This window comes from Diaphorobacter sp. HDW4A (assembly GCF_011305995.1).
Lineage (GTDB): Bacteria > Pseudomonadota > Gammaproteobacteria > Burkholderiales > Burkholderiaceae_C > Diaphorobacter_A.
In genome coordinates this window covers 6,339,974-6,361,936 of the sequence record NZ_CP049910.1, presented here as the reverse complement: position 1 = coordinate 6,361,936, position 21,963 = coordinate 6,339,974, and the positions used below count along the sequence as shown (strand labels likewise).

Here is a 21,963-nt window from a genome sequence, read left to right as displayed (position 1 = left end):
AGGAATCACATACCATGAACAACGCCACCACCAAGGGCAAGAAGCCCGTTGTCGTCTACGGCGCGAGCGGCTACACCGGCCGCCTCGTCTGCGAATATCTACGCGAATACGGCATCCCATTCATCGCGGCAGGCCGCAGCAAAGACAAGCTGGACGCCGCGATGAAGGCCAACGTCCCCGGTATCGAAACCGCCGACTTCGAAGTCGAGGAAGTCGCGCACACCACCGAGGCGCTGACCGCGCTGTTCCGCGGTGCCTCCGTTGTGATCAACACCGTCGGCCCGTTCGCCAAGTTCGGCCCCGAGGTCGTGCAGGCCTGTCTCAACACCGGCTGCCACTACACCGACACTACCGGCGAACAGGACTGGCTGATCACGCTCGATGAGGAATACGGTCCGCGCTTCGCCGCCAAGGGCCTGCTGCTCTCGCCCGGCCTCGCGCAGATGTACACCACCGGAGAAATCGCAGCGCAGCTCGCACTCGAAACGCCGGGCCTCGACACACTCGACATCGCCGTGTTCTGGGGCGGCAGCCCCACGATCGCGTCCACCCAGACCATTCTGGTGAACGCGGCCACCTCCAAGGCCTTCTATCTCGATCAGAACCAATACAAGGAATGGCAACCCGACGCGGGCCTCTACCAGCTCGCGATTCCCGGCCAGCACGAAGTGGCGCTGGCTCTGCCCTGGGGCGGCACCTCGCATCCCGTGTGGTTCAAGCGCGACCCGCGCGTGGCCACTGTGAAGGTGCTCGGCGGCGTGTTCAACAAGCCGCTGATGCTCGGCGTTCCGAAGATCGTGGAAGCGGCGCTAGAGGCCACCAAGGACATGAACGCCGAGGACCGCTACAACGCCCTCGCGCAGACCGCTGCGGGCGTGATGAACGTGATGCCACCGCGCGAGAATCCGCGCATCAACAAGTCCGTCGATTCGGTCCATGCCTCCGGCCCTCTCGGTCGCGCGCACTGCGTCATCTTCGGCAACTGCAACTACAAGCAAACCGGCCTGCTCAACGCCTTCGCTGCATCGTGGCTGCTGCAGCAACCGCCCAAGCGCGTGGGCTTCGCCTCGGGCTGCCAGGCATTCGGACATCACGAGCTGCTCGGCGCGCTGCGTTCGTTTGGCCTGGTGCAGCCGCCGATCCTCACGGTGCAGCACTAAGAGCGTGCTTGCATCCAGACCACAGCAAGGAGCACACCACCATGCGCTTGATTGACTACCTCGACAAGGGCGCGCAGCTTGGCCCCGGCGATCCCTGCCTCATCATGGGCAACACACTGCTGAGCTATGAGCAGGTCCAGCGCATCAGCCACCGCGTGGGGCGCGGCCTGCAAGCCGCGGGCATCGCGCCAGGCAGCAAGGTGGCCGTGCTGTCGGGCAACGATGCCACAGCCTTCGCCTGCGTGTTCGGCATCTCGCGCGCTGCGGCCGTGTGGTGCCCCATCAACCCACGCAACGAGGCGAGCGAGAATCGCCATGTGCTCGATGCCTTCGACTGCGAGTGTCTGATCTTCCACAGCAACTACGCAGCTATGGTCGAGCAGATGCGCACGCAGTTGCCTAAGGTACGACTGTGGGTGTGCCTTGATCGCACGCTGCCGTCTGCACAATCGCTCGATGAATGGCTTGCCGATGTGAGCGACTCACCTCTGCACGTGCAGCCCGTCGATGACCTCGCGATGATCGCGGGCACCGGAGGCACCACGGGCCAGCCCAAGGGGGTGATGCTGTCGGGAACGAATCTCGAGACCATGACTGCGCTCACGCTCATGGGTTATCCATTCGAGGGCCGACCGGTATATCTCGCGCTCGCGCCGCTCACGCATGCGGCGGGCGTGCTGTGCTTTCCGATCATGGCGCATGGCGGTCGCATCGTCGTCATGCCAAAGCCGGACATCGCCGACTTCCTCGCGCAGATCGAGCGCCACCGCGTCACCCATACCTTCCTGCCGCCAACGCTGATCTATATGCTGCTCGCGCACGAGAACCTGGCCACCACGCGGCTCGATTCGCTGCAATGCTTCTGGTATGGCGCAGCGCCGATCTCGGCCGCGCGGCTCGAAGAGGCTCTGGTGAAAATCGGCCCCGTCATGGCCCAGCTTTTCGGTCAGACCGAGGCACCGATGATGATCTCGATGATGAAGCCGAAGGACCACTTCCACGCGGACGGCAGCATCGCGCGCGAGCGCCTCACGTCTGCAGGCAAACCCGGCCCGTTGGTGCAGGTGGCCACCATGAGCCCCGACGGCCAACTGCTTGCCGCTGGCGAAACGGGCGAGATCGTCGTGCGCAGCTCGCTCGTGATGATGGGCTACTACCAGAACCCCGCCGCCACCGCCGAGGCCAGTGCGCATGGCTGGCACCACACGGGCGACGTCGGCTACATCGCGCCCGACGGCTATCTGCACATCGTCGACCGCGCCAAGGACATGATCATCACAGGCGGTTTCAACGTCTATTCCGTCGAGGTCGAACAGGCCCTGCTGCAGCACCCCGAGGTGCACGAGTGCGCGGTCATCGGCCTGCCCGACGACAAATGGGGCGAACGCGTCGTCGCAGTGATCCAGCCGCACGCCGGCAAATCCCCCGACGCCACCGAGGTCCAGGCCTTCGTGAAGGCGCTGATCGGCAGCGTGAAGGCTCCCAAGCAGATCGACATCTGGCAAGATCTGCCACGCTCCAAAGTGGGCAAGGTATTGAAGCGCGACATCCGCAGCACGCTGCTGCAACGTCAGAAAGAAAACAACGCCATGGAGAACAAGGAATGAGCACAGCAGTCTGCGTGGCCGGTGTAGGCATGATCGCCTTCACCAAACCCGGCTCGAACGAGCCCTACCCCGTCATGGCCGCCGAGGCCACGCGTCAGGCACTTGCCGACGCCGGCATCGCCTACAGCGCACTGCAACAGGCCTACGCGGGCTATGTCTACGGCGACTCCACCGCAGGCCAGCGTGCGCTCTACGACGTGGGCATGACCGGCATCCCCGTCTTCAACGTCAACAACAACTGCTCCACCGGCTCGACCGCCCTGTTCCTCGCACGCCAAGCGATCACATCGGGCGCGGCCGAATGCGTGCTCGCGCTTGGCTTCGAACAGATGAAACCCGGCGCATTGGGCACTGTGTTCGATGATCGCCCAAGCCCTTTTGACGCCTTCGACCGCAAGGCCGAAGCACTCGTCGGCATGCCCGAGTTGCCCTTGGCGCTGCGCTACTTCGGCGGCGCAGGCAAGGCCCACATGGACCGCTACGGCACACCGCTGGAAACCTTCGCCAAGGTAAGAGCCAAAGCCAGCCGCCACGCCGCCCGCAACCCGCTCGCGCTCTTGCGCAAGGAACTCAGCACTGAAGACGTGATGAACGCCCCGATGCTCTGGCCCGGCGTCCTCACCCGCCTCATGGCCTGCCCACCCACTTGCGGCGCGGCGGCGGCCGTGCTGGTGTCGGAGTCCTTTGCACGCAAGCACGGACTGCGAACGGACGTGCGCATAACGGCACAGGCCATGACCACCGACACCCCGGCAAGCCTGCAGGCCAACGACATGATGAACGTCGTCGGCTACAGCCTGTCCAAGGAAGCCGCCCGGCAGGTCTACGAACAGGCATCCGTCGATCCACGAGATGTGAATGTCGTGGAGCTGCACGACTGTTTTGCTCAAAACGAGGTGATCAGTTATGAAGCTCTGGGCCTTTGTCCCGAAGGCGGCGCGACCGCGTTTGTCGATGCGGGGGACAACACCTTTGGCGGGCGGGTGGTGACCAATCCTTCGGGTGGCTTGCTATCCAAGGGGCATCCTCTTGGGGCTACTGGATTGGCGCAGTGTTATGAGCTTACGCATCAGCTGCGAGGTAGCGCGGGGGAGCGGCAAGTTCCGGAGGCGCGGGTTGGGCTTCAGCACAATCTGGGATTGGGTGGGGCTTGTGTGGTGACTATGTACCAACAAGCTGGTTGAGGGTGGCTACCCTCTCCCCGGTTTTGTTGAGCTGACTTTTCTTGCTTCTGCTGGGGCGTTGCTTACGGAGGCCGGGACTGCCCCCCCGGCGGGGCAATCACTTTTTGCTTGCGCGCAAAAAGTAATCAAAAACGCGCTTGAAAGTCATCCGGCGGAACTCGCGGCGGTTGTCCGAGCGGCGCGCGAAGCGCAAAGCGAGTTCTGCCGCGGGTATTGAAAAGCGCGTTTTGGGTTACCTTTTGCGCGCAAGCAAAAGGTGACTCCGCCGCCGGGCGGAACTCCCAGCCCCCACCCTCAACCAAACAGCAGAGGCCAAAAATCAAACGCGACGCAAAAGATGCGCGTAAACAGCCCCCGCCTTCAAAAAGCGAAACCGCTCCAACCCAAAAGAAAGAACCTCTTCTTCACCCCACTCCCGAGGAGCCTCCAAATAAACAAACCCATCAACGGCCACAGCCTTGGCAGCCGCCTCCAACGCAGGCTTGAACAAAGCACTTTCAAACGGTGGATCCAACAACACCAAATGCATGCTGCCCGAAGCACACTGCTTGATCGCAGCCACCCCGTCCCCCCGCAATACGCGGACGTTGTCCGCCTTGAGCTTGGCCGCAATGCTCTTGAGCTGCGTGACCAGTCCCATGTCAGCCTCGTTCATCAGCACTTGGGTCGCACCGCGCGATGCAGCCTCGAAGCCGAGCGCGCCTGTCCCCGAAAACACATCCATGCATTGCCAGCCCGTGAGGTCCTGCCCCAACCAGTTGAACAAGGTCTCTCGCACGCGGTCAGGCGTGGGACGCAGGCCCGGACGGTCGATCACCGGCAGGCGGGTGCGCTTCCACTGGCCGCCCACGATGCGCACCTCGCCTGCGCCACGCGCAGCAGCAGGTGTTGGTTTTTTTGCGGCGGCTGCCTTTTTCTTCGCTGCTTCACTCAGCATGGTTGAACGCGGTCTCATTGTTTTCCTCCTACCACCACAGTGACCATGCGGTCCGGTTGCACCATGCGCTGGAATGCGTCACGGATGTCCTTGGCGCTGAGCGCCTCGACGCGGTCCGTCCAGTGATCCAGATAGTCAAGCGGCAGGTTGTTCGAGGCGATATTCGCCACGTTGCCAAGCAGCTTGCGATTGCTGTCGATGCGCAGCGCAAAACCGCCGATCAGGTTGTCCTTGGCGGCGCGCAGCTCTTCCTCAGTCGGACCTTCCTCGACAAATTGCTTGACCACGTCGCGTGAGACCTTGACCGCTTCCGCTGCCTGGTCGGGCCGCGTCTGCAGGCCGACAACGAACGCGCCGGCATCCAGCCCCGGCGAGAAGCCGCTGCCCACGCTGTAGCTCAAGCCGCGCTTTTCGCGCACCTCCTGCGTCAGGCGAGAGGTGAAGCCGCCACCGCCCAGAATGTGGTTGCCCACCAGAATCGCGAGAAAGTCCGGGTTGTCGCGCTTGATGCCGGGCTGGCCGATGACCACGTGCGCCTGTGCGGATTGGAAGGCAATGTTCTGCTCGGTGGCCTTGGTGAGCGGCTGCACTGGCGGCACCTCGGGCAGCTTGGTGCAGTCGCCCGCTGTCTTGGCGGGCAGGCGCGAGAGCAGCTTGTTCACCAATCGCTGGGCCTGCGCCTTGTCGAGCGCGCCGACGATGCTCACGCGCGCGCCGCAGGTCTGCACATAGCGCTTGTGAAACGCCTGCAGATCGCTCGCGTTGATGCGCTGCAGCGATTCGGCTGTGGTCTGGTATCCGTAAGGATGCTTGCCGTAGACATCGGCCGCAAATGCCTTGCTCGCCACGGTGCCGGGCTTGGTCGCGGCCTCCTTGAGTCCGGCTTCCCAGCGCGAGCGCTCGCGCTGCCAGACGTTTTGCGGAAAGCTCGGCTCGCCGATCTGGCGCGCAGCCAGATTCGTGGCCTTGGCCAGCAGTTCAGAATCGGTGAGCGAGCGCATCGAATACACAAAGGCGTCGCGCTCGGCGCTCGCGTCGAAGCTCGCGCCAAGATCAGCCCAGGCCTCGCCGAGCGCGTTCTCATCGAGCGCCGCTTCCTTGCCGCCCGCTCCGGCGCGCACGCCCTTGGAGCTCATGCCCGCTGCGGCGCTGGCCAGACCGATCTGCGGCACAGGATCGCGACGCGCACCGGCATCAAAATCGATCTGCACATCGACCATCGGAATCGCCGGGCTTTCCACCAGCCACACGCGTGCGCCGTTGGCCTCGGTCCAATGCTGGATGGGCAACAGCGCCCATGCCGAATGCGCAAACATCGCCATGCTCGCGCCCAGCAGGCCCGCGCGAACGGTCATTTTTCTGAAGTTCTTTTTCTTCGTCATCAACATATCTTCAATCCGTTTCCTGGATGTGCCCGTCGGGCGGCCATCAATCAATGCATGCGGTCGCTGCCAGCGCCCTGCTGGACGGCGGGGCGCTTGGCTCCCGGTGCTACGGGCTGGGGCAGCAGCGTGCCGACGTTGAGCTGGTCGTCGCCAAAGTAGCGCTGCGCCACCGACTTCACATGGTCCGGCGTGACATTGCGCAGCAGCTTGAGGATCTGGTCGTCGGCATCAAGCGGAAAGCTCTCCGCCCAGTTGCCGCCAAGGTCGTTGGCCTGGCCAAACAGCGAGTCGCGCTCGTACACGGTCGATGCCGTCCACTGCGCCTTCACGCGCGCCAGTTCCGATTCGCTCACGCCGTCCTTGGCCACGCGGGCGATCTGCGCGCGCAGTGCGTCTTCGACCTGCTTGACCGTCTTGCCCGGTGCGGGCACGCCGGTCAGGATGAAGTTGCCCGGGCCGCGTCCGATGATCGAGGCCGAGCTGCTCGCGCTGTCGGCCACGCGGTCCGCACCCTGGGTGAGCGCGCGGTCGAGGCGTGCACCGTCATAGCCGCTGAGCACCGCCGAGAGCATCAGCAGCGAGAGCGCATCGCGGTCCTCGTCGGTGAGCTGGTCCACGCGGCGCAGGCTCGGCGCGCGGAACGACATTGCAATGAAGGCCTGATCGGCAGGCGCCTTGAAATCGATGCGGCGAATGCCCTTCTGCACAGGCTCGGTGCGTGGCTTGCGCGTAGGCACGGCGCCCTGCGGAATCTGGCCGTAGGTCTGCTCGGCGAGCGCCAGCACTTTGGCAATATCGACATCGCCCGCCACCACCACGGCGGCGTTCTGCGGCACATACCAGGCCTTGTGGAAATCGCGCACGTCCTGCGGCGTCATCGAATCGAGATCGCTCATCCAGCCGACCACGGGGCGGCGGTACGGCGACGCGATGAAGGTCGCCGCGTTCAACTGTTCGAACAACGCCGAGCGCGGCTGGTCTTCGGTGCGCATGCGGCGCTCTTCCTTGATGACCTCGATCTCCTTCTTGAACTCCTCGTCGGGCCACTGGTTGTTGGCGAAACGGTCGGATTCGAGCTCCATCACGTCCTTCAGGCGGCTCGATGGAATCTGCTGGTAGTAGCCGGTGTAGTCGCGCGTGGTGAAGGCGTTTTCCTGCCCGCCGAGCGCCGCCACACGTTTGGAGAACTGACCCGGTGCAATCTTCGCCGTGCCCTTGAACATCATGTGTTCCAATGCGTGGGCCACGCCCGTCGTGCCGTCCACCTCATCCATCGCGCCCACGCGCACCCAGACCATGTGCACCGCCGTGGGCGCGCGCTTGTCAGGTTTGACGATCAACTGCATGCCATTTTTCAGCGTGAACAGCTGCGCCCCATCGGCCGTCGTGGCTTCGGGTTTCACAGCCGCGGCGGCGGGCATAGGCTGGTTGGAAGCAGGGTTGGCGGACGTGTCGGCAAACGCCGCGACATGCGCACAGGCCAGCAGGCCAAGAATGGAAATGGCTTGTTTCATAGAATGGATAGGATTCTAAGTACCCGACAATGTTCAGTTTCTTCAAGAAAAAATCTTCAGACCCCGCTGAAACGCCCGTCCCGAGCGCTTCAGCGCCCGCTCCTGCCCCCGAAACCACCGACAAACCGGTGGCCGCTTCAGGCGCCAAGAGCTGGCTGCGCAATCCGTTTGCCAGCAAGGATACCCCCCCGGCAACGGATAACCAGCCGCCATCATCGGGCAATTTGGGCAACCCACCCACAGTCCAGGAACCCCAGGCCAAGCCCGAGGCGACGACTGACTCCGGCGACCGCCAAGGCTGGATGGACCGCCTCAAGACGGGCCTGCGCAAAACCGGCAACAGCATCTCGACGATTTTCACCGGAACGAAGATCGACGATGCGCTCTACGAAGAGCTCGAAGACGCCCTGCTCATGGCCGACACCGGCGTGAAGGCCACGCAGCATCTGCTGGCCGATCTCAAGCAGCGCGTGAAGGACACCAAGACCACCAACCCCGCCGCCGTGAAGGCGCTGCTGGCCGACGCGCTGACCGACCTGCTCAAGCCGCTCGAGAAGCCGCTCGCCATCGGCACGCACACACCCACCGTGATCATGGTCGCGGGCGTGAATGGCGCGGGCAAGACAACGTCGATCGGCAAGCTCACCAAGCACCTAGCCGATCACGGTGAAAGCGTGCTGCTGGCTGCCGCCGACACCTTCCGCGCGGCGGCGCGCGAGCAGCTTGGCGTCTGGGCCACCCGCAACACGGTCGAGATCGTCAGCCAGGACGGCGGCGACCCGGCTGCCGTGAGCTTCGATGCGGTGAGCGCCGGCCGCGCACGCGGCAAGGACGTGGTGCTGGTCGACACCGCTGGCCGCCTGCCCACGCAGTTGCACCTGATGGAAGAACTCAAGAAGATCAAGCGCGTGGTCACCAAGGCCGACGCGAGCGCCCCGCACGAAGTGCTGCTGGTCATCGACGGCAACACCGGCCAGAACGCGCTCAACCAGGTCAAGGCATTCGACGACGCACTGCAGCTCACCGGCCTCATCGTCACCAAGCTCGACGGCACGGCCAAGGGCGGCGTGCTGGCCGCCATCGCGCAGGAAAAGCCGATTCCGGTCTACTTCATCGGCGTGGGCGAAAAGGTCGAAGACCTCGAGACCTTTGACGCACGCGAGTTTGCGCAGGCGCTATTGGCCTGAGTCTGATCGAACGCCCCCATGAATCAGCCCTGCCTTCGAGCAGGGCTTTTTCATGGGCGTTGATAACGCCTTGCTCGTCTCGACGCACCAACCCGCATCTTTGCTGACGACAGCACGTCCTTCCGGCTTACAGGCATCCTTCTCAACTTGAAAGATCAACGTGGCAGACTGCTCCCAGTGAGCTCGGAAACAGGAAGCAGTCATGCAACCCACGTCACGCCAAGAGCAAAAAAAGTCCCGCATTTCAGCGCTCGCGCACATCGGCCCGTCTCTACAACGCAGGCAGGTGCTGCTGAGCGTTACGGGCATCTCAGCCCTCCTTGCCGCCCGCCAATGGCTCCCCACCGCCATCGCCCAGACGCCGGGCAGCAAAGAGCCCACTCCAGCCCCGTCGGCCGAAGTCATTTCCTTCCTCAACTTCTCGCGCAAGCTCACCGGGCACAGCGAGTTGTCGCACGTCACCGCGCGGCGCATTCTGAATGCGGGCAACAGCCTGTCGGCGAGCTTTGCGCCGCATGTGGCCGAACTGGTGAAACTCACCAATGACGCGCAGGATGCACGCGCCTTGATCGCTGCCGCCGAACTCGCTGGTCTGAAGCATCACGCGCTTGAGATCAACGCGGTCTGGTATACGGGCACCGTCGTCGGCCCCAAACAATCCCAGGTGGTGGCCTACCGCGAGGCGCTGATGTACAGCACCGTGCAGGACGCGCTGCCCGTGCCCACCTACTGCCTGAATGGTCCGCTGTGGTGGACGCAGAAACCGCCCGCAGTCTAGTCATTCAAATGCCCTCAACACACCACGGCCATCCGACATGAACGCTCCCGTCATCCACAACAACGGCGATGCCAAGGCCGACGTCATCATCGTTGGCACCGGCGTCGTAGGCGCGCTCATGGCCGACCAGCTCGCGGGCGCGGGCCACGCGGTGCTGATGCTGGACGCGGGCCCGCGCATCCAGCGCGCGCAGGCGGTAGAGAACTGGCGCAACATGCCGTTCGCCAACCGAACGGGATCGGACTATCAGGGCCTGTACCCGCAATCGCCCATGGCACCAGCGCCGCTGTATTGGCCGCCCAACAACTACGTGGGCCTGAACGGGCCAGACGGCAAGGGCTTTCAGCAAGGCTATCTGAAGGTGGTGGGCGGAACGACCTGGCACTGGGCGGCGTCGTGCTGGCGGCATCTGCCGGTGGATTTCAAGATGCAAAGCACTTACGGCGTGGGGCGCGACTGGCCCATTGGCTACGACGAGATCGAGCCCTTTTACTGCCGCGCCGAGGAGGAGATGGGCGTGGCGGGCCCCAACGATGCGGCCCAGCAGTCGCCGCGCGAGCGCAGCAAACCCTACCCGATGGACATGGTGCCCTGGGGCTACGCCGACACGCGTGTGGCCGAAGTGGTGAACCCGCATGGCTACCGCAGCGTGCCGATTCCGCAGGGCCGCAGCACACGACCATGGCGCGGCAGGCCGACCTGCTGCGGCAACAACAACTGCCAGCCGATCTGCCCGATCGGTGCGATGTACAACGGCATCCACCATGTGCAGTCGGCCGAAGCCAAGGGCGCGAAAGTGATCGCTGAAGCCGTGGTCTACCGCATTGACACCGACGCCAACAACCGCGTGACCGCCGTGCACTGGTACGACCGTGACCACGTCTCGCACAAGGCCGAAGGCAGGCAGTTCGTGCTGGCGTGCAACGCCCTCGAAACACCGCGCCTGCTGCTGATCGCGGCCAATGACAGAAATCCCAAGGGTATTGCCAACAGCTCCGATCAGGTGGGGCGCAACATGATGGACCACTCCGGATTCCACTGCAATTTTCTCGCCAGTGAACCGCTGTGGATTGGCCGGGGGCCGGCGCAGAGCAGCTGCATGATGGGGCCGCGCGATGGCGATTTCCGCCGCCAGTATTCGGCCACCAAGATCATCCTGAACAACATCTCGCGCGTGACGGCGGCTACGCAGCAGGCGCTTGCAAAGGGCCTGACAGGCAAGGAGCTCGACGCCGAGATCCGCCGTCGTTCTTCGCACGGCATAGACCTCTCGATCAGCCTCGAGCCCCTGCCCGATCCCAACAACCGCGTGACGCTCAGCCCCACGCGCAAAGACCCGCACGGCTTGCCCTGCCCCGATGTCTACTACGACGTGGGCGACTATGTACGCAAGGGGTATGAGGCATCGAAAAAGCAACTCGTGCACATCGGCTCGCTGTTCAAGGCGACCGAGTTCGTCATCACCACCTCGCTCAACGCCAACAACCACATCATGGGCGGCACCATCATGGGCGCGAGCGCGCAGGACTCGGTCGTCAATGGTGACTGCCGCGCGTGAGACCACGGCAATCTCTGGCTTCCCGGCGGCGGGCCGATGGCCTCGGCCAGCGTGGTGAACTCCACACTCACCATGGCCGCACTCGGCATCAAGTCGGCCGACGCCATCCACAAAGTCCTGGGCAAGGGGGGATGACCATGCGCCGCGCCCCCCGCCAACTCCTGCTGTGCTGTCTGCTGCTGGCCAATGGGGCCTTCGCCCAGACGGAGCAGCCCACAACGCCGCAACCAAGCGCCGCACAACTCGCGGCCCTGCCCAAGGAGACCGCACAACTCATCGAAAGAGGCCGCATGGTCGCGCTCGCAGGCGACTGTGCGGGCTGCCACACAATGCCTGGGGGCAAGCCGTTTGCGGGCAACTACGTGATGCAATCGCCGCTTGGCGCCATCGTCTCGACCAACATCACGCCGTCGAAACAGCACGGCATCGGCGACTATTCCGAGGCCGATCTGGCGCGCGCACTGCGCGAGGGCAAGCGCAAAGACGGAGCCCGTCTCTACCCCGCGATGCCGTATGACTCGTACACGCTGATGACCGACGAGGACATGCACGCGCTGCATGCCTATCTGCAGCACGGCGTGCCGGCCGTGGAGCAGTCGGCGCAGGTGACACAGTTACCGTTTCCCTTCAACCTCCGCATGAGCATGCTGGCGTGGAACGCGCTCTTTCTCGACGCCAAGCGCTTCACCCCCGATCCCAAGCAAAGCCCCGAATGGAATCGCGGCGCTTACCTGACCGAGGCGCTGGAGCACTGTGCTGCCTGCCACACGCCGCGCAACACATTGATGGCGGCCGACAAGTCGCGCGCGTTCGCGGGCTCCCAGCTCGGCCCCTGGTATGCGCCCAACATCACGTCGGACCCCATCAGCGGCATCGGCGCATGGAGCGTGGACGAACTCGTGCAGTACCTGCGCACCGGCCGCGCCGAGGGCAAGGGTCAGGCCGCAGGCGGCATGGCAGAGGCCGTGGAGAACAGCCTGCAGTTTCTGCCCGAGGCGGACCTGCGCGCAATGGCCGTCTACCTCAAAACATTACCGCCGATCCGCGACACCGAGGACGCCAACCTCAGCACTGCCGCACATGCCCACGGCACGGCCTACAGCGACGAACCTTCACTGCGCGGGAGCAGGCCGCAAGACAGCGTCGAGGCAGTCACCTCGGGCCGCGCGCTCTTCAGCGCCTACTGCGCGAGCTGCCATCAGGCATCGGGTTCGGGCACGCCCGATCAGGCCTATCCCTCGCTGTTCCACAACACCGCAACAGGCCTCGGCAGACCGGACAACCTCATCGCCGCCATGCTCTTCGGCGTGCAGCGCAATGCGGGCGGCAAAGAGGTGTTGATGCCGCGCTTCGATGAAAAATCCTACGTTGATCCGCTCACCAACGAACAGATCGCCGCCATCGCCAACCATGTGCTGCAGCACTACGGCCCGGCCACAACGGGCACGGTGTCGGCAGCCGATGTGCAGCACGCTCGCCAAGGCGGTCCGCAACCAGCGCTTGCACGGCTGCAGCCTTTCATTGCGCCGACGCTCGGCGTGGTGGCGCTGCTGACGGTGCTCGTGCTGTGGTGGCTGATCGGTCGACGCAGACGCGGATATGGCGGATATCGCAGATATCTTTGAGGCATTCCACTGCAAGGAATCCTGCACGTTGATTGACAGCCGAATGACAGATTCGCCACCCAGAATCTGTCGCGACAGTTCAATCAACAACAAGCACAGGAGACCTTCATGCCGAACACATCCCCTTCCCTCGAACTCTCGCGACGCGGCCTGCTGCGGCTGTCGCTGGGCGGCGCTGCGGCCATTTCGGCTGGTGGCGCGCTGGCCCGCACTGCCGCGACGACGCCGCTCGCCATGCCTATCGATGGCCTGCGGCGCGCGACGCCTGAATCGCAAGGCGTGTCATCCGCCGCAATCATGGATTTTCTCGACGAGGTCGAGCGCAACGCCTACGAGATGCATGGCTTCATGCTCTGGCGCAGCGGCCATGTGCTGGCCGAAGGCTGGTGGGAGCCCTATGGCCCCGAGCGCATCCACATGACGCATTCGCTCACCAAGAGCGTCACCGCCAGCGCGGTGGGCATGGCGATTGCCGAGGGGCGCTTCAAACTCGACGACAAGGTCGTCTCGTTCTTCCCCGAACATCTGCCTGCCGACGTGAGCGCAAATCTTGCCGCGATGACCGTGCGCGATCTGCTGAGCATGCGCACCGGCCACGAGAAGATGACATCGGGCTCGGTCTGGCGCCCGATCAAGACCAGCTGGATCGCCGAGTTCTTCAAGATTCCGGTGAAGTTCGAACCCGGCACCAAGTTCGTCTACACCAGCGCCGCGACCTACATGCTCTCGGCCATCATCACCAAGACCACGGGCCAGTCCACGGCAGACTATCTGAAGACACGCTTCTTCGAGCCGCTCGGCATCACCGGCTACGAATGGGACGTCGGCCCCGAAGGCATCTCACCCGGCGCGAACGGCCTGTCGTGGAAGACGGTGGACGCCCTCAAGCTCGGCATCCTGCACGCGCAGAATGGCCAATGGAACGGCAAGCAGCTGCTGCCCGCCGAATGGGTCAAGTCCGTGCAGCAGCCGCACACGCCTGGCCAGTATGGCTATCAGTGGTGGCTGGGCCCGAACGGTGTCTATCTGGCCGACGGCCTGTTCGGCCAGTACGCGATGGTGTTCCCCGAGCACAATGCCGTCATCGCGATGAACTGCGCCAACCCATCGGGCGCGGGCTTCCTCGCCAAGGCGGTCTACAAGCATTTCCCCAAGGCATTCGAGAAGGCCGAAAAGCCCGCAGCGAACGCCAAGCTCTCGTCGCGTCTGAAGCACCTGCAGCTGCTGCCCGCGCCACGCGCCACGCAATCGCCACTGGCCGAGACCATCTCAGGCCGTTCCTACGAATTTGCCGACAACGCGGAGAAGATCCGTACGGTGAAGTTCGATTTCAGCGAAGGCCAGTGCCGCTTCACCATGGACGACGATCGCGGCACGCATGTCGTGCAATGCGGCATCGGCAAGGCGGTGGAAGGCTCGACCACCATCACCGGCAACAAGCTGCACCACGAGTACCAGCCCGACAACATGCGCGTGGTCGCGACCGGCGAATGGACGGATTCACGCACCTTCGAGATGACCTGGACCTTCGTCGAATCGGCCTTCCGCGACAAGGTGGTGTGCCGCTTCAACGGGCCCTACGTGCGCATCGCACGCAGCGTGAACGTGAATTCGAGCGTCACCTCGCTGCCCGAAATCGTCAGCAAGAAACCGGGCAAGTCGGCCGGAGACTGATCTTCAGACCTTCAACCGATCCTCGACCCACGCCGCATATTCGCGCGAGGCTTGTTCCTCGCGCACCAGAATCTGCGGCAGGTCGTACGGATGCTGGGCGCGCAGCCAGCGCAGCAGCGCGAACATGCCTGTCGGCAGCGTCTTGAACACCAGCCGCCACTCCTCGTCCTCGCACTGCGTGCCCTGCCACACGTAGTGCGATGCGATCCGCTCCACCTGCACGCAGGCCGCGAGCCGGTCGCGCACCGCCGTGCTTGCGATCCGGCGTGCATCGTCTTCCTTTCCAACCGTGGTGGTGAGCACGCTCATCGGCGGCATGTGGGTGTCGAGTTCGCGCATCGCTGTTCTTTCATTTCTGGCCGTTCGAAAAAGGCATTGTCACTCGCATTCGTATCGTGGAATCGCTATCCGAATTCACCGCCACTCTGTGCCAGATAGCGCCTTGAGGCCGCCAACTCGCGTATAAAAGTCATCGCGACTGACTGATCGACAGACCGATTCCAACAATTGCAGGAGACGACAAGACATGACGACCGCGACCAGGCCCTTCAAGGCCGCAGTGATCCAGGCCTCTTCCATCCCCACCGACAGCATCGAATGCGCGCTCAAGGCCGCCTCGCTGATCCGCGAAGCCGCAAGCCACGGCGCGAAGGTGCAGGTGTTTCCCGAGGCATTCCTCGGCGGCTACCCCAAGGGCAACAGCTTCGGCAGCCCCATCGGCCTGCGCAAGCCCACTGCGCGCGATGCCTACGCCACCTACTACAGCCAGGCCATCGACCTGAACGGCGAAGAGATCGCGATCATCAACGAGGCCGTGCAGGAGACCGAGTCCGTCGTCGTGATCGGCTGCATCGAGCGTGACGGCGGCACGCTGTACTGCACGGCGCTGTATTTCAGCGGCAAGGCGGGCCTCGTTGGCAAGCACCGCAAGCTCATGCCCACCGCAGGCGAGCGCCTGATCTGGGGCTTCGGCGACGGCTCCACCATGCAGGCTGTGGACACGCCCTACGGCCGCATCGGCGCGGTGATCTGCTGGGAAAACTACATGCCCATGCTGCGCATGCACATGTACAGCCAGGGCGTGAGCATCTACTGCGCGCCCACCGCCGACGACCGCGACACCTGGCTGCCCACCATGCGCCACATCGCACTTGAGGGCCGCTGCTTTGTGCTCACCGCCTGCCAGTTCCTGCGCCGCGAGGCCTACCCCGCCGACTTCGAATGCAGCCTCGGCAACGATCCCGAAACCGTGCTGCTGCGCGGCGGCAGCGCCATCATCGACCCGACCGGCGCTGTGATGGCAGGCCCCAACTACGACGACGAGACCATTCTCTACGCTGACATCGACCCAATCATGGTGCCGCGCGGCAAGTTCGATTTCGACGCCAGTGGGCACTATGCGCGGCCCGACATCTTCCAGCTCAAGGTGGATGTGGGGGCCAAAAAGGCTGTATCGACTGTGGGCCATGATTGACAAGGAATGCGCAAGAGCCGCGGCAAGAAGTTGCATTCTTGCCGCGATGCAGATTGCACGCTCCACTCAGGGCTGCGTGATTCCCCAGTTCTGATTGTTGCCGCCATTGCAGGCGTAGGTGATGAGTTGCACCTGTACCAGACTCAGGTCGGGTACATCCAGGCAGCGCCCCGACGCGCGATTGACCAGCGTGGCACCCACACTCTTCCACTGTGTGGCCGCGCCGGCCGTGCACGCGAGCTGCACCGCCTTCGCTCTTCCGGTGGCTGGGTCGACCGCTTCGGCCAGACACAGCCTGCTGTGTCGCGCCTCGAACTGCACGTGGTTGTCCAGCGTGTTCGCATCGAACAGTTCATTCGCATCCATCCCGCAGCTGTACTGAAGCGCGGCCGCGCCTGAGGTTGTCTGGTTGCCTCCTATGTTCACGCAGAGATTGCTGTGTGCCGAGCGAATGCGCACACGCGGCGGGGAGGTGTCGAGCGAGCGCACATAGTCCGCCAGCGCAACACGATCGCCCTGCGCCAGGTTGCCCGCATTGCCGTGCCCCGCGCCGAGCAAGGCCAGCACGGAGTCGGCCTGACCATCGTGGAAGAACACGGGGTTGGTCCAGACCCCGAGCAGCGTCGGCGTGTCGAAGCCGACACCGGCGAGCGTCTGGCCCGAGCCACTGCCCGAGCTTGCGCGGATGGTGCCCACATCGTGGCGCAAGCCGTCCCGCATGGTGGCACCGCTGTGGCAGCTTGCGCACTGCGCTGTGGTGAAGAGTTGCTTTCCCAGCAAGGCACCGGCAGTCAGGCTGCCATCCGCATTGCGTGCGGGACTGCGCGGCAGGCGCGCGAGACTCGTGACGTAGGCTGCCAAGTCATCCAGATCGCTGCTGCGACCGGCCTTGGGGGTGCCGAGCGGTGCAGCAGTGGTCTGGAAATCGGCATTGCTCAGGAAGCCCGTTCCACCGAATTCGTTGCGGATGTCGTTCTCGAAATCCTGGATCTCGTCAAAGTTCGCCGTCCAGTGGAATCGCCCGTGCGCTGCGCCCTGTCTGCCTTGCAGCGAGATCGTGCGTCGCAAGCCCTCGCCACGCTGCGTGAAGTCCCAGACCATGCCGTCATCTGCGCCATCGGCATGGCAACTCGCACACGACATGTAGTTGTCACGGCTCATGCGGCGATCCGCCGCCTTGTAGAACAGCTTCTTGCCGCGCAACGCGGCCGCACCCAAGGGTTCGGAGCCCACGGTGGTGACGGTTTGCAAGAGCGTGGCCGCGCCGCTGCGCCCAGCCAGCACATTGGCCACATCGAACACCGAAACGGAACGGCCAAGGAAGTTGTTCACGAACAGCCGCTGACGCGCCGTGTCGATGTGCAACCCGTGTGGCGCCGACATGCCATCCACCATGATCTCGCCACGCAGCGCACGGCTGTATGCATCGACGATGGCCACGTTGTTGCCCTCCATCTGCGCGACGAAGATGAAGTCGCCGCGCGGCGCATAGACCGCTGCACGTGCCGGAGCCCGGTCATCGAAGTCGAGCTGTTCGCCGAAGACCTCTGCGTCGCTTTGCATATTCACTTGCGTGAGGATGGAGCGCACCGTGCGGTCGTGCAGCAGATCGTTGCCATCGCGCGCCCGACCACGCACGATATTGTCTTTCTTGGACGGCAGCGACGCACGCAACCCGTCGGGCGAAATCACAATCTGGCTCAAGTAGTTGGGCAGGCCCCGCGCGCGGCTTTCATCGTCCACCGTGGTGGTGTCCACCTGCAGCGGCATGGTCTTTTGCAGCGTCATGCCCGCCAACTGCACCTTGTGCACCTGTCCGCCGTTCATGGCCGAACGGAAACGGGTCACATAGGCCGACTTGGAATCCGCAGTCACGGCTACGCCACGCACGTCGCCAGTGAGGGCCAGGGAGCCGGTGATTGCGCCACTGGTGGGATCAAAGCTCACCAGCATCGATTTGCTCTCCAGCGTCAACACGCCCGTGGTACGGTCCGGCGTGAACGCCACACCATAGGGTCCGCTTCCATAGGCCAGCGGCACGCTGGCCGAGAGGCTGCCATTCGCCGCGTTCAGTGCCACGAGTCGATCGTCCGCCTGCACGGTCACCCAGATGCGTCCATCCGGCCCCACGGCCAGCGTCTTTGGTTCGCGACCCACGTTGACCTCCCAAATCCTGGCAAGGCTCTGCGCATCCATCGCGGTCACCGTTCCGCTGTCCGGGTTCACGCTGTAGATCTGACTGAGGTCACCTGTGATGTTGGTGGAGTGCGTTGGTGCCAGCGCGGTTGCCGGATGCGTCACCGTCACCGGATAGGTGTAGTAGGTCTCGAGCCCATCGGCGGTACGCACCGTCAGCGTGACCGTGTAGTGGCCCGGAGCCGCATAACTGTGATTGACCTGTGGTTGTGAGGTGAACGCTGAACGGTTGCCATCTCCGAAATTCCAGCTGTACTGTGCGCTGCCGCCAAGCACCGGGGAATTGAAGGCCAGCGTTCCACCCACGGTGTGCACCCCCTGCCCGATGCCAGGATCGCCCACCACCGGCACGGCGGCAAGCTGCGCGATATCGCTGTCGGACAGCACTCGGCGGTACACACGCACGTCCGCCAGACTGCCCTTGAAGTGGACCGGGTTGCCCTGAATCTGCCCGAGCAGACGGAAGCGGTTGTTCAACCCCAGTGCACCGGTGCGCCCCGTGGATGACACCTTCACTCCATCCACATGCACCGCCTGCACGCCGGAGGCCGCATCGCGCGTCATCACGATGTGCCGCCACTGGCCATCGTTCACGGGATTGGCTGATTTGGTCACCGGATTCGATGCGCTCACATCACCGACCGACAGATTGATGCGGCCAGTGTTGTCAAGCCACCCCCAGAACACGTCGTTGGAGCCGCTGGCCTGGTCACGCCCGAAGATGCCCGGCGCGGTCCACGGTGTGGCGGTACCCGTCTGGGTGGTCTTCATGTAGAAGCTCAGAGTGGACGTTCCGGCCAGCACGGACGCCGCACTGTCGTCGGCCAGTTCGATGCCCGCACTGCGCTGCGAGAGGTCGAGACCGATATTTGCGAATGAGTCTGATGCGCTGCTGCTTCCATCGCTCTTGCCGACCGGATCGGCCAGCGTGCGCGCCAGACTCCAGTGGTGCGCGAGGTCCATGTTCACGGCGTTGCCGGTCGTGAAGCTGGACTTCCATTCCGCCGCGATGCCGTTGCGCGCATAGTCCTTGATACCGCCTGCAGGCAGCACCACTTCATAGGTGGTATTGGGCTGCAGCGGCTGGGCGGGCGAGAAGTTGACGATGCCCAGTTGAACGCTGTGCAAGCCTGGCAGTGCAGCGCCACCTTGCGGGCGCACGATGAAGGTGCTGGCATTGACGCTTTCGGGAAGAATGCTGTCCGACAGCGCCACGCCGATGCGCGACGTCAGCACCTGCTGCAGTGCCGCGTTGGAGGGAGACACCTGACGCACCACGGGCGCAGTGGTATCGCGCGCCGTGTCGTGCACCATGAAGGCGCTTCCCGAACCGTGATCGTTGCCCACGAAGATCAGATTGCCGAACGGTGCGACCTGCCCGTGATCGGAATGCGATTCGTCGCTCGATCCCGCAGGAAACATGCCGCCACGACCCACCTCCACATGCTGCATCGGATTGCTGACGTCGATCTTGTGGATGCGGTATTGCGCCCCCTGGAACACATAGTGGTCCTGTGTACCGCAATAGAGCTGCTCGTCCACCACCACGCGGTTGTCTTCGGCCACGAAGCGGTTGCGATTGGAGAGATTGAAAGCCGTCATCTTCGCAGCCGCCCCGCGTACCGAGGTGAACAGCCGTTCACCGTCATAGCAGGTGGCGTAGTAGAACGGGTGGGACGCAATGCTGTCGAGCACCTTGGGGTTCAGCGGATCGGAGATATCCAGACTTGCAAAGCCACTGGTGTTGTCCATCGATGTGAGGACGAGCTGGTTGCCCATGGTGAAGATCGGCCCCACGCGAAAGCCGCCCAACTCTCCGGTTGGCACCGGGTTGGGCTTGCCCGTGCCGCGATTGGCGATCACGGCGTTGGCTGGATCCGACGCGTCGATGATGTACACGCCGTCGTTGGAAGATGCCACGTAGAGATAGGGCGCCTGCCACCAGAGCTGCCAGCTCACGTTGGTGTAGTCGCCCGCATTGACGGTCGGCAGTGCAAGCTTTTTCACCTGCTGCGCGTTTTGCACATCCGTGAAGTCCCAGAACTCAACGCCCTTGGTGGTTGCGATGGCAACGTAGTGTTTTCCGCCAATGGTCGAGACACCAAACGAATGCGCCTCGCGGAATTCGGAGGTACGACCTTCCGGCTCGTAGATACGCTTGACGAGCTGGATCGAACGCGGATTCGACACGTCATACACGAGAAAACCACCGGGGCCGAGACCGCTGTCTGGCGCAAACAGCGTCATGAAGTAGCCGTTGTGCATGATGCCCGCATTCAAGCCGAAGGCCTTGCGCCCCGCATAGGTCGCAGGAGTGCCCTGATCGTCGCGCCGAATCCATGACACCGGCTTGAACAACTCGCTTTGCGTGTAGGTCAGATTGCCCAATCCCGGCCCCTGCACTGCGACCGACTTGGGCGTGATGGGCGTCGATGCGCCCACCTCCAAACCGGCCGCAACAGGCGACGACTGCGCCCCGGACTGGACAACAACCGCGCTGTCACCCGAAGACCCGCTGCAGGCTGCCAGCGCGAGGGCCAGCAATGCGGCGGATGCGCCTCTGAAATACGTTCTGCAATTCCCGAGCAGCCTCGTTGCAGCGATATCGACGAACAAAAGCATGGCCTCACCTCTCGATTGTGGAGTGATGTCAAAACCGGATCCGCGCATGGAATCGGGGGCGCGGCCCCCATCGTTCAGGCAGGAACTGCCGTGCTTTCAGCTGCCGCCGAATACTGCTGCCAGGCATTGGTCGCGCTGCTTCCCTCATGAATCATCGACATCAGCGCGCGCACCACCGCCGAGGGACTCTTGTGCTGGTACACATTGCGCCCATACACCATGCCCACCGCCCCCTGATCCAGCAGCGTGCGTGAGCGCTCGAAAACCTGGCGCAGGTCCTCCTTTCCGCCGCCACGCACCAGCACCGGGCAGCGCGCGGCCTGTACCACGCGGTGGAAGTCGAGAGGGTCGGTGGTGGGATCGGCCTTAATGATGTCGGCACCCATCTCGCGTGCGAGGCGGGTGAGCGTGACGATCTTCTCAGCGTCGCCGTCCACCATGTAGCCGCCGCGCCCGTTGTTCGGTGCCATGACCAGTGGTTCGATCATCAACGGCATGGCGTAGCGGTCGCAGTCGGCGCGCACGCGGGCGATGTTCTTCACGCACTGACGAAACAAGTCGGGCTCGTCGGGCAGCATGAACAGGTTGACCACAGCGCAGGCAGCATCCATCTGCACGGCGGGCAACACGGGATCATCCTCGTTCTGCAGCACCGCCCACATCACGCGGTGGGTGGTGGCGTTGTAGGGGTTGCCCATGTCCATGCGCATGACGAGCGCGGGCTTGTTCTTGCCGGGGCGGCTTTGCAGCAGCTCGCTCTGGCCGTAGTTGAGCTGGATCGCATCGGGCTGGGCCGCGATGAGCTGCTCCATCACGCGGGGCATGTCTTCGAGCCCATCGAGAAAGCCGGGCTCGTTGCAGACACCGTGGTCCACGGCGATGTCGAGACAGCGTCCGTTGCGCATGAGGCGGTTGAGGCGCGCCTGTTTTTTTTCCATCATGGGAAGGCTCCTGTGCAAATGTTGAAAGCGTTGAAGACGTTGAAACTGTTGGATTCGTTGGGCAAAGTCGTCCCCTGCCCTCGCGCACGGCGAAGGCACAGAGGTTGTCGAAGCCCGGTGT

The 21,963-nt window shown here is 63.7% G+C and carries 15 protein-coding genes; 9 read left to right on the top strand and 6 right to left on the bottom strand.

Annotated elements, in window-relative coordinates:
- The first annotated feature begins 14 nt into the window (after positions 1 to 14).
- From G7047_RS28860 to G7047_RS28850, 3 genes are read left to right on the top strand one after another with little or no spacing between them, the layout of a single operon-like run.
- Positions 15 to 1,160, top strand: coding sequence for a DUF5938 domain-containing protein (locus tag G7047_RS28860; RefSeq protein ID WP_166311710.1), 1,146 nt, complete (start codon positions 15 to 17; stop codon positions 1,158 to 1,160).
- Positions 1,161 to 1,201: 41 nt separating this feature from the next.
- The gene (locus tag G7047_RS28855; protein WP_166311709.1) at positions 1,202 to 2,767 is read left to right on the top strand and encodes an AMP-binding protein; all 1,566 of its coding nucleotides are present in this window, start codon (positions 1,202 to 1,204) and stop codon (positions 2,765 to 2,767) included.
- Positions 2,764 to 3,951, top strand: a complete 1,188-nt coding sequence (locus tag G7047_RS28850) for a lipid-transfer protein (protein WP_166311708.1) — start codon at positions 2,764 to 2,766, stop codon at positions 3,949 to 3,951. The genes G7047_RS28855 and G7047_RS28850 overlap by 4 nt, the downstream gene beginning before the upstream one ends.
- Positions 3,952 to 4,270: 319 nt before the next feature.
- On the opposite strand, the gene rsmD is transcribed toward G7047_RS28850, so the two are convergent.
- The 3 genes from rsmD to G7047_RS28835 form a co-directional block, all read right to left on the bottom strand.
- Positions 4,271 to 4,906 (bottom strand): 16S rRNA (guanine(966)-N(2))-methyltransferase RsmD, encoded by a 636-nt coding sequence (rsmD, locus tag G7047_RS28845; protein ID WP_166311707.1) that lies wholly within the window; start codon positions 4,904 to 4,906, stop codon positions 4,271 to 4,273.
- Positions 4,903 to 6,243, bottom strand: coding sequence for a pitrilysin family protein (locus tag G7047_RS28840; RefSeq protein WP_166312318.1), 1,341 nt, complete (start codon positions 6,241 to 6,243; stop codon positions 4,903 to 4,905). The genes rsmD and G7047_RS28840 overlap by 4 nt, the downstream gene beginning before the upstream one ends.
- 77 nt (positions 6,244 to 6,320) lie before the next feature.
- Positions 6,321 to 7,787, bottom strand: a complete 1,467-nt coding sequence (locus G7047_RS28835; RefSeq protein WP_166311706.1) for a pitrilysin family protein — start codon at positions 7,785 to 7,787, stop codon at positions 6,321 to 6,323.
- A gap of 29 nt (positions 7,788 to 7,816) precedes the next feature.
- Between G7047_RS28835 and ftsY the strand changes: the two genes are divergently transcribed.
- The 5 genes from ftsY (at position 7,817) to G7047_RS28810 (ending at position 14,609) form a co-directional block, all read left to right on the top strand.
- Positions 7,817 to 8,974: a signal recognition particle-docking protein FtsY gene (gene ftsY / locus G7047_RS28830; protein ID WP_166311705.1), complete on the top strand. Its 1,158-nt coding sequence runs from the start codon at positions 7,817 to 7,819 to the stop codon at positions 8,972 to 8,974.
- A 202-nt stretch (positions 8,975 to 9,176) separates the two neighbouring features.
- On the top strand, positions 9,177 to 9,752 hold the full coding sequence (locus G7047_RS28825; RefSeq protein ID WP_166311704.1) for a sugar dehydrogenase complex small subunit: 576 nt from the start codon (positions 9,177 to 9,179) through the stop codon (positions 9,750 to 9,752).
- A 37-nt stretch (positions 9,753 to 9,789) separates the two neighbouring features.
- The gene (locus G7047_RS28820; RefSeq protein ID WP_240939305.1) at positions 9,790 to 11,310 is read left to right on the top strand and encodes a GMC family oxidoreductase; all 1,521 of its coding nucleotides are present in this window, start codon (positions 9,790 to 9,792) and stop codon (positions 11,308 to 11,310) included.
- A gap of 137 nt (positions 11,311 to 11,447) precedes the next feature.
- Entirely contained in the window at positions 11,448 to 12,935 is a 1,488-nt protein-coding gene (locus G7047_RS28815; protein ID WP_166311703.1) for a cytochrome c, read from the top strand.
- Between the two features lie 108 nt (positions 12,936 to 13,043).
- Complete coding sequence (locus G7047_RS28810) at positions 13,044 to 14,609, top strand: serine hydrolase (protein WP_166311702.1); 1,566 nt, start codon at positions 13,044 to 13,046, stop codon at positions 14,607 to 14,609.
- A 3-nt stretch (positions 14,610 to 14,612) separates the two neighbouring features.
- Here the strand turns inward: G7047_RS28810 and cutA are convergent, their stop codons facing one another.
- Complete coding sequence (gene cutA, locus G7047_RS28805) at positions 14,613 to 14,948, bottom strand: divalent-cation tolerance protein CutA (RefSeq protein ID WP_166311701.1); 336 nt, start codon at positions 14,946 to 14,948, stop codon at positions 14,613 to 14,615.
- Positions 14,949 to 15,135: 187 nt separating this feature from the next.
- Here cutA and G7047_RS28800 point away from each other — a divergent pair, with 187 nt between their 5' ends.
- A complete protein-coding gene (locus G7047_RS28800) occupies positions 15,136 to 16,083 on the top strand; it encodes a carbon-nitrogen hydrolase family protein (RefSeq protein WP_166311700.1) in 948 nt (315 codons plus the stop codon).
- A gap of 66 nt (positions 16,084 to 16,149) precedes the next feature.
- On the opposite strand, the gene G7047_RS28795 is transcribed toward G7047_RS28800, so the two are convergent.
- Positions 16,150 to 20,901: an Ig-like domain-containing protein gene (locus G7047_RS28795; protein ID WP_166311699.1), complete on the bottom strand. Its 4,752-nt coding sequence runs from the start codon at positions 20,899 to 20,901 to the stop codon at positions 16,150 to 16,152.
- 74 nt (positions 20,902 to 20,975) lie between these two features.
- Positions 20,976 to 21,842 carry a class I fructose-bisphosphate aldolase gene (locus G7047_RS28790; protein ID WP_166311698.1) on the bottom strand — a complete coding sequence of 289 codons (867 nt, stop codon included), beginning with the start codon at positions 21,840 to 21,842 and terminating at the stop codon, positions 20,976 to 20,978.
- Between the last annotated feature and the right edge of the window lie 121 nt (positions 21,843 to 21,963).

What these genes read in the sequence shown, in the direction of transcription:
- G7047_RS28860 (WP_166311710.1), top strand. Translation starts at nt 15, where the DNA reads ATGAACAACGCCACCACCAAGGGCAAGAAGCCCGTTGTCGTCTACGGC.
- G7047_RS28855 (WP_166311709.1), top strand. Translation starts at nt 1,202, where the DNA reads ATGCGCTTGATTGACTACCTCGACAAGGGCGCGCAGCTTGGCCCCGGC.
- G7047_RS28850 (WP_166311708.1), top strand. Translation starts at nt 2,764, where the DNA reads ATGAGCACAGCAGTCTGCGTGGCCGGTGTAGGCATGATCGCCTTCACC.
- rsmD (WP_166311707.1), bottom strand. Translation starts at nt 4,906, where the DNA reads ATGAGACCGCGTTCAACCATGCTGAGTGAAGCAGCGAAGAAAAAGGCA.
- G7047_RS28840 (WP_166312318.1), bottom strand. Translation starts at nt 6,243, where the DNA reads ATGACCGTTCGCGCGGGCCTGCTGGGCGCGAGCATGGCGATGTTTGCG.
- G7047_RS28835 (WP_166311706.1), bottom strand. Translation starts at nt 7,787, where the DNA reads ATGAAACAAGCCATTTCCATTCTTGGCCTGCTGGCCTGTGCGCATGTC.
- ftsY (WP_166311705.1), top strand. Translation starts at nt 7,817, where the DNA reads ATGTTCAGTTTCTTCAAGAAAAAATCTTCAGACCCCGCTGAAACGCCC.
- G7047_RS28825 (WP_166311704.1), top strand. Translation starts at nt 9,177, where the DNA reads ATGCAACCCACGTCACGCCAAGAGCAAAAAAAGTCCCGCATTTCAGCG.
- G7047_RS28820 (WP_240939305.1), top strand. Translation starts at nt 9,790, where the DNA reads ATGAACGCTCCCGTCATCCACAACAACGGCGATGCCAAGGCCGACGTC.
- G7047_RS28815 (WP_166311703.1), top strand. Translation starts at nt 11,448, where the DNA reads ATGCGCCGCGCCCCCCGCCAACTCCTGCTGTGCTGTCTGCTGCTGGCC.
- G7047_RS28810 (WP_166311702.1), top strand. Translation starts at nt 13,044, where the DNA reads ATGCCGAACACATCCCCTTCCCTCGAACTCTCGCGACGCGGCCTGCTG.
- cutA (WP_166311701.1), bottom strand. Translation starts at nt 14,948, where the DNA reads ATGCGCGAACTCGACACCCACATGCCGCCGATGAGCGTGCTCACCACC.
- G7047_RS28800 (WP_166311700.1), top strand. Translation starts at nt 15,136, where the DNA reads ATGACGACCGCGACCAGGCCCTTCAAGGCCGCAGTGATCCAGGCCTCT.
- G7047_RS28795 (WP_166311699.1), bottom strand. Translation starts at nt 20,901, where the DNA reads ATGCTTTTGTTCGTCGATATCGCTGCAACGAGGCTGCTCGGGAATTGC.
- G7047_RS28790 (WP_166311698.1), bottom strand. Translation starts at nt 21,842, where the DNA reads ATGATGGAAAAAAAACAGGCGCGCCTCAACCGCCTCATGCGCAACGGA.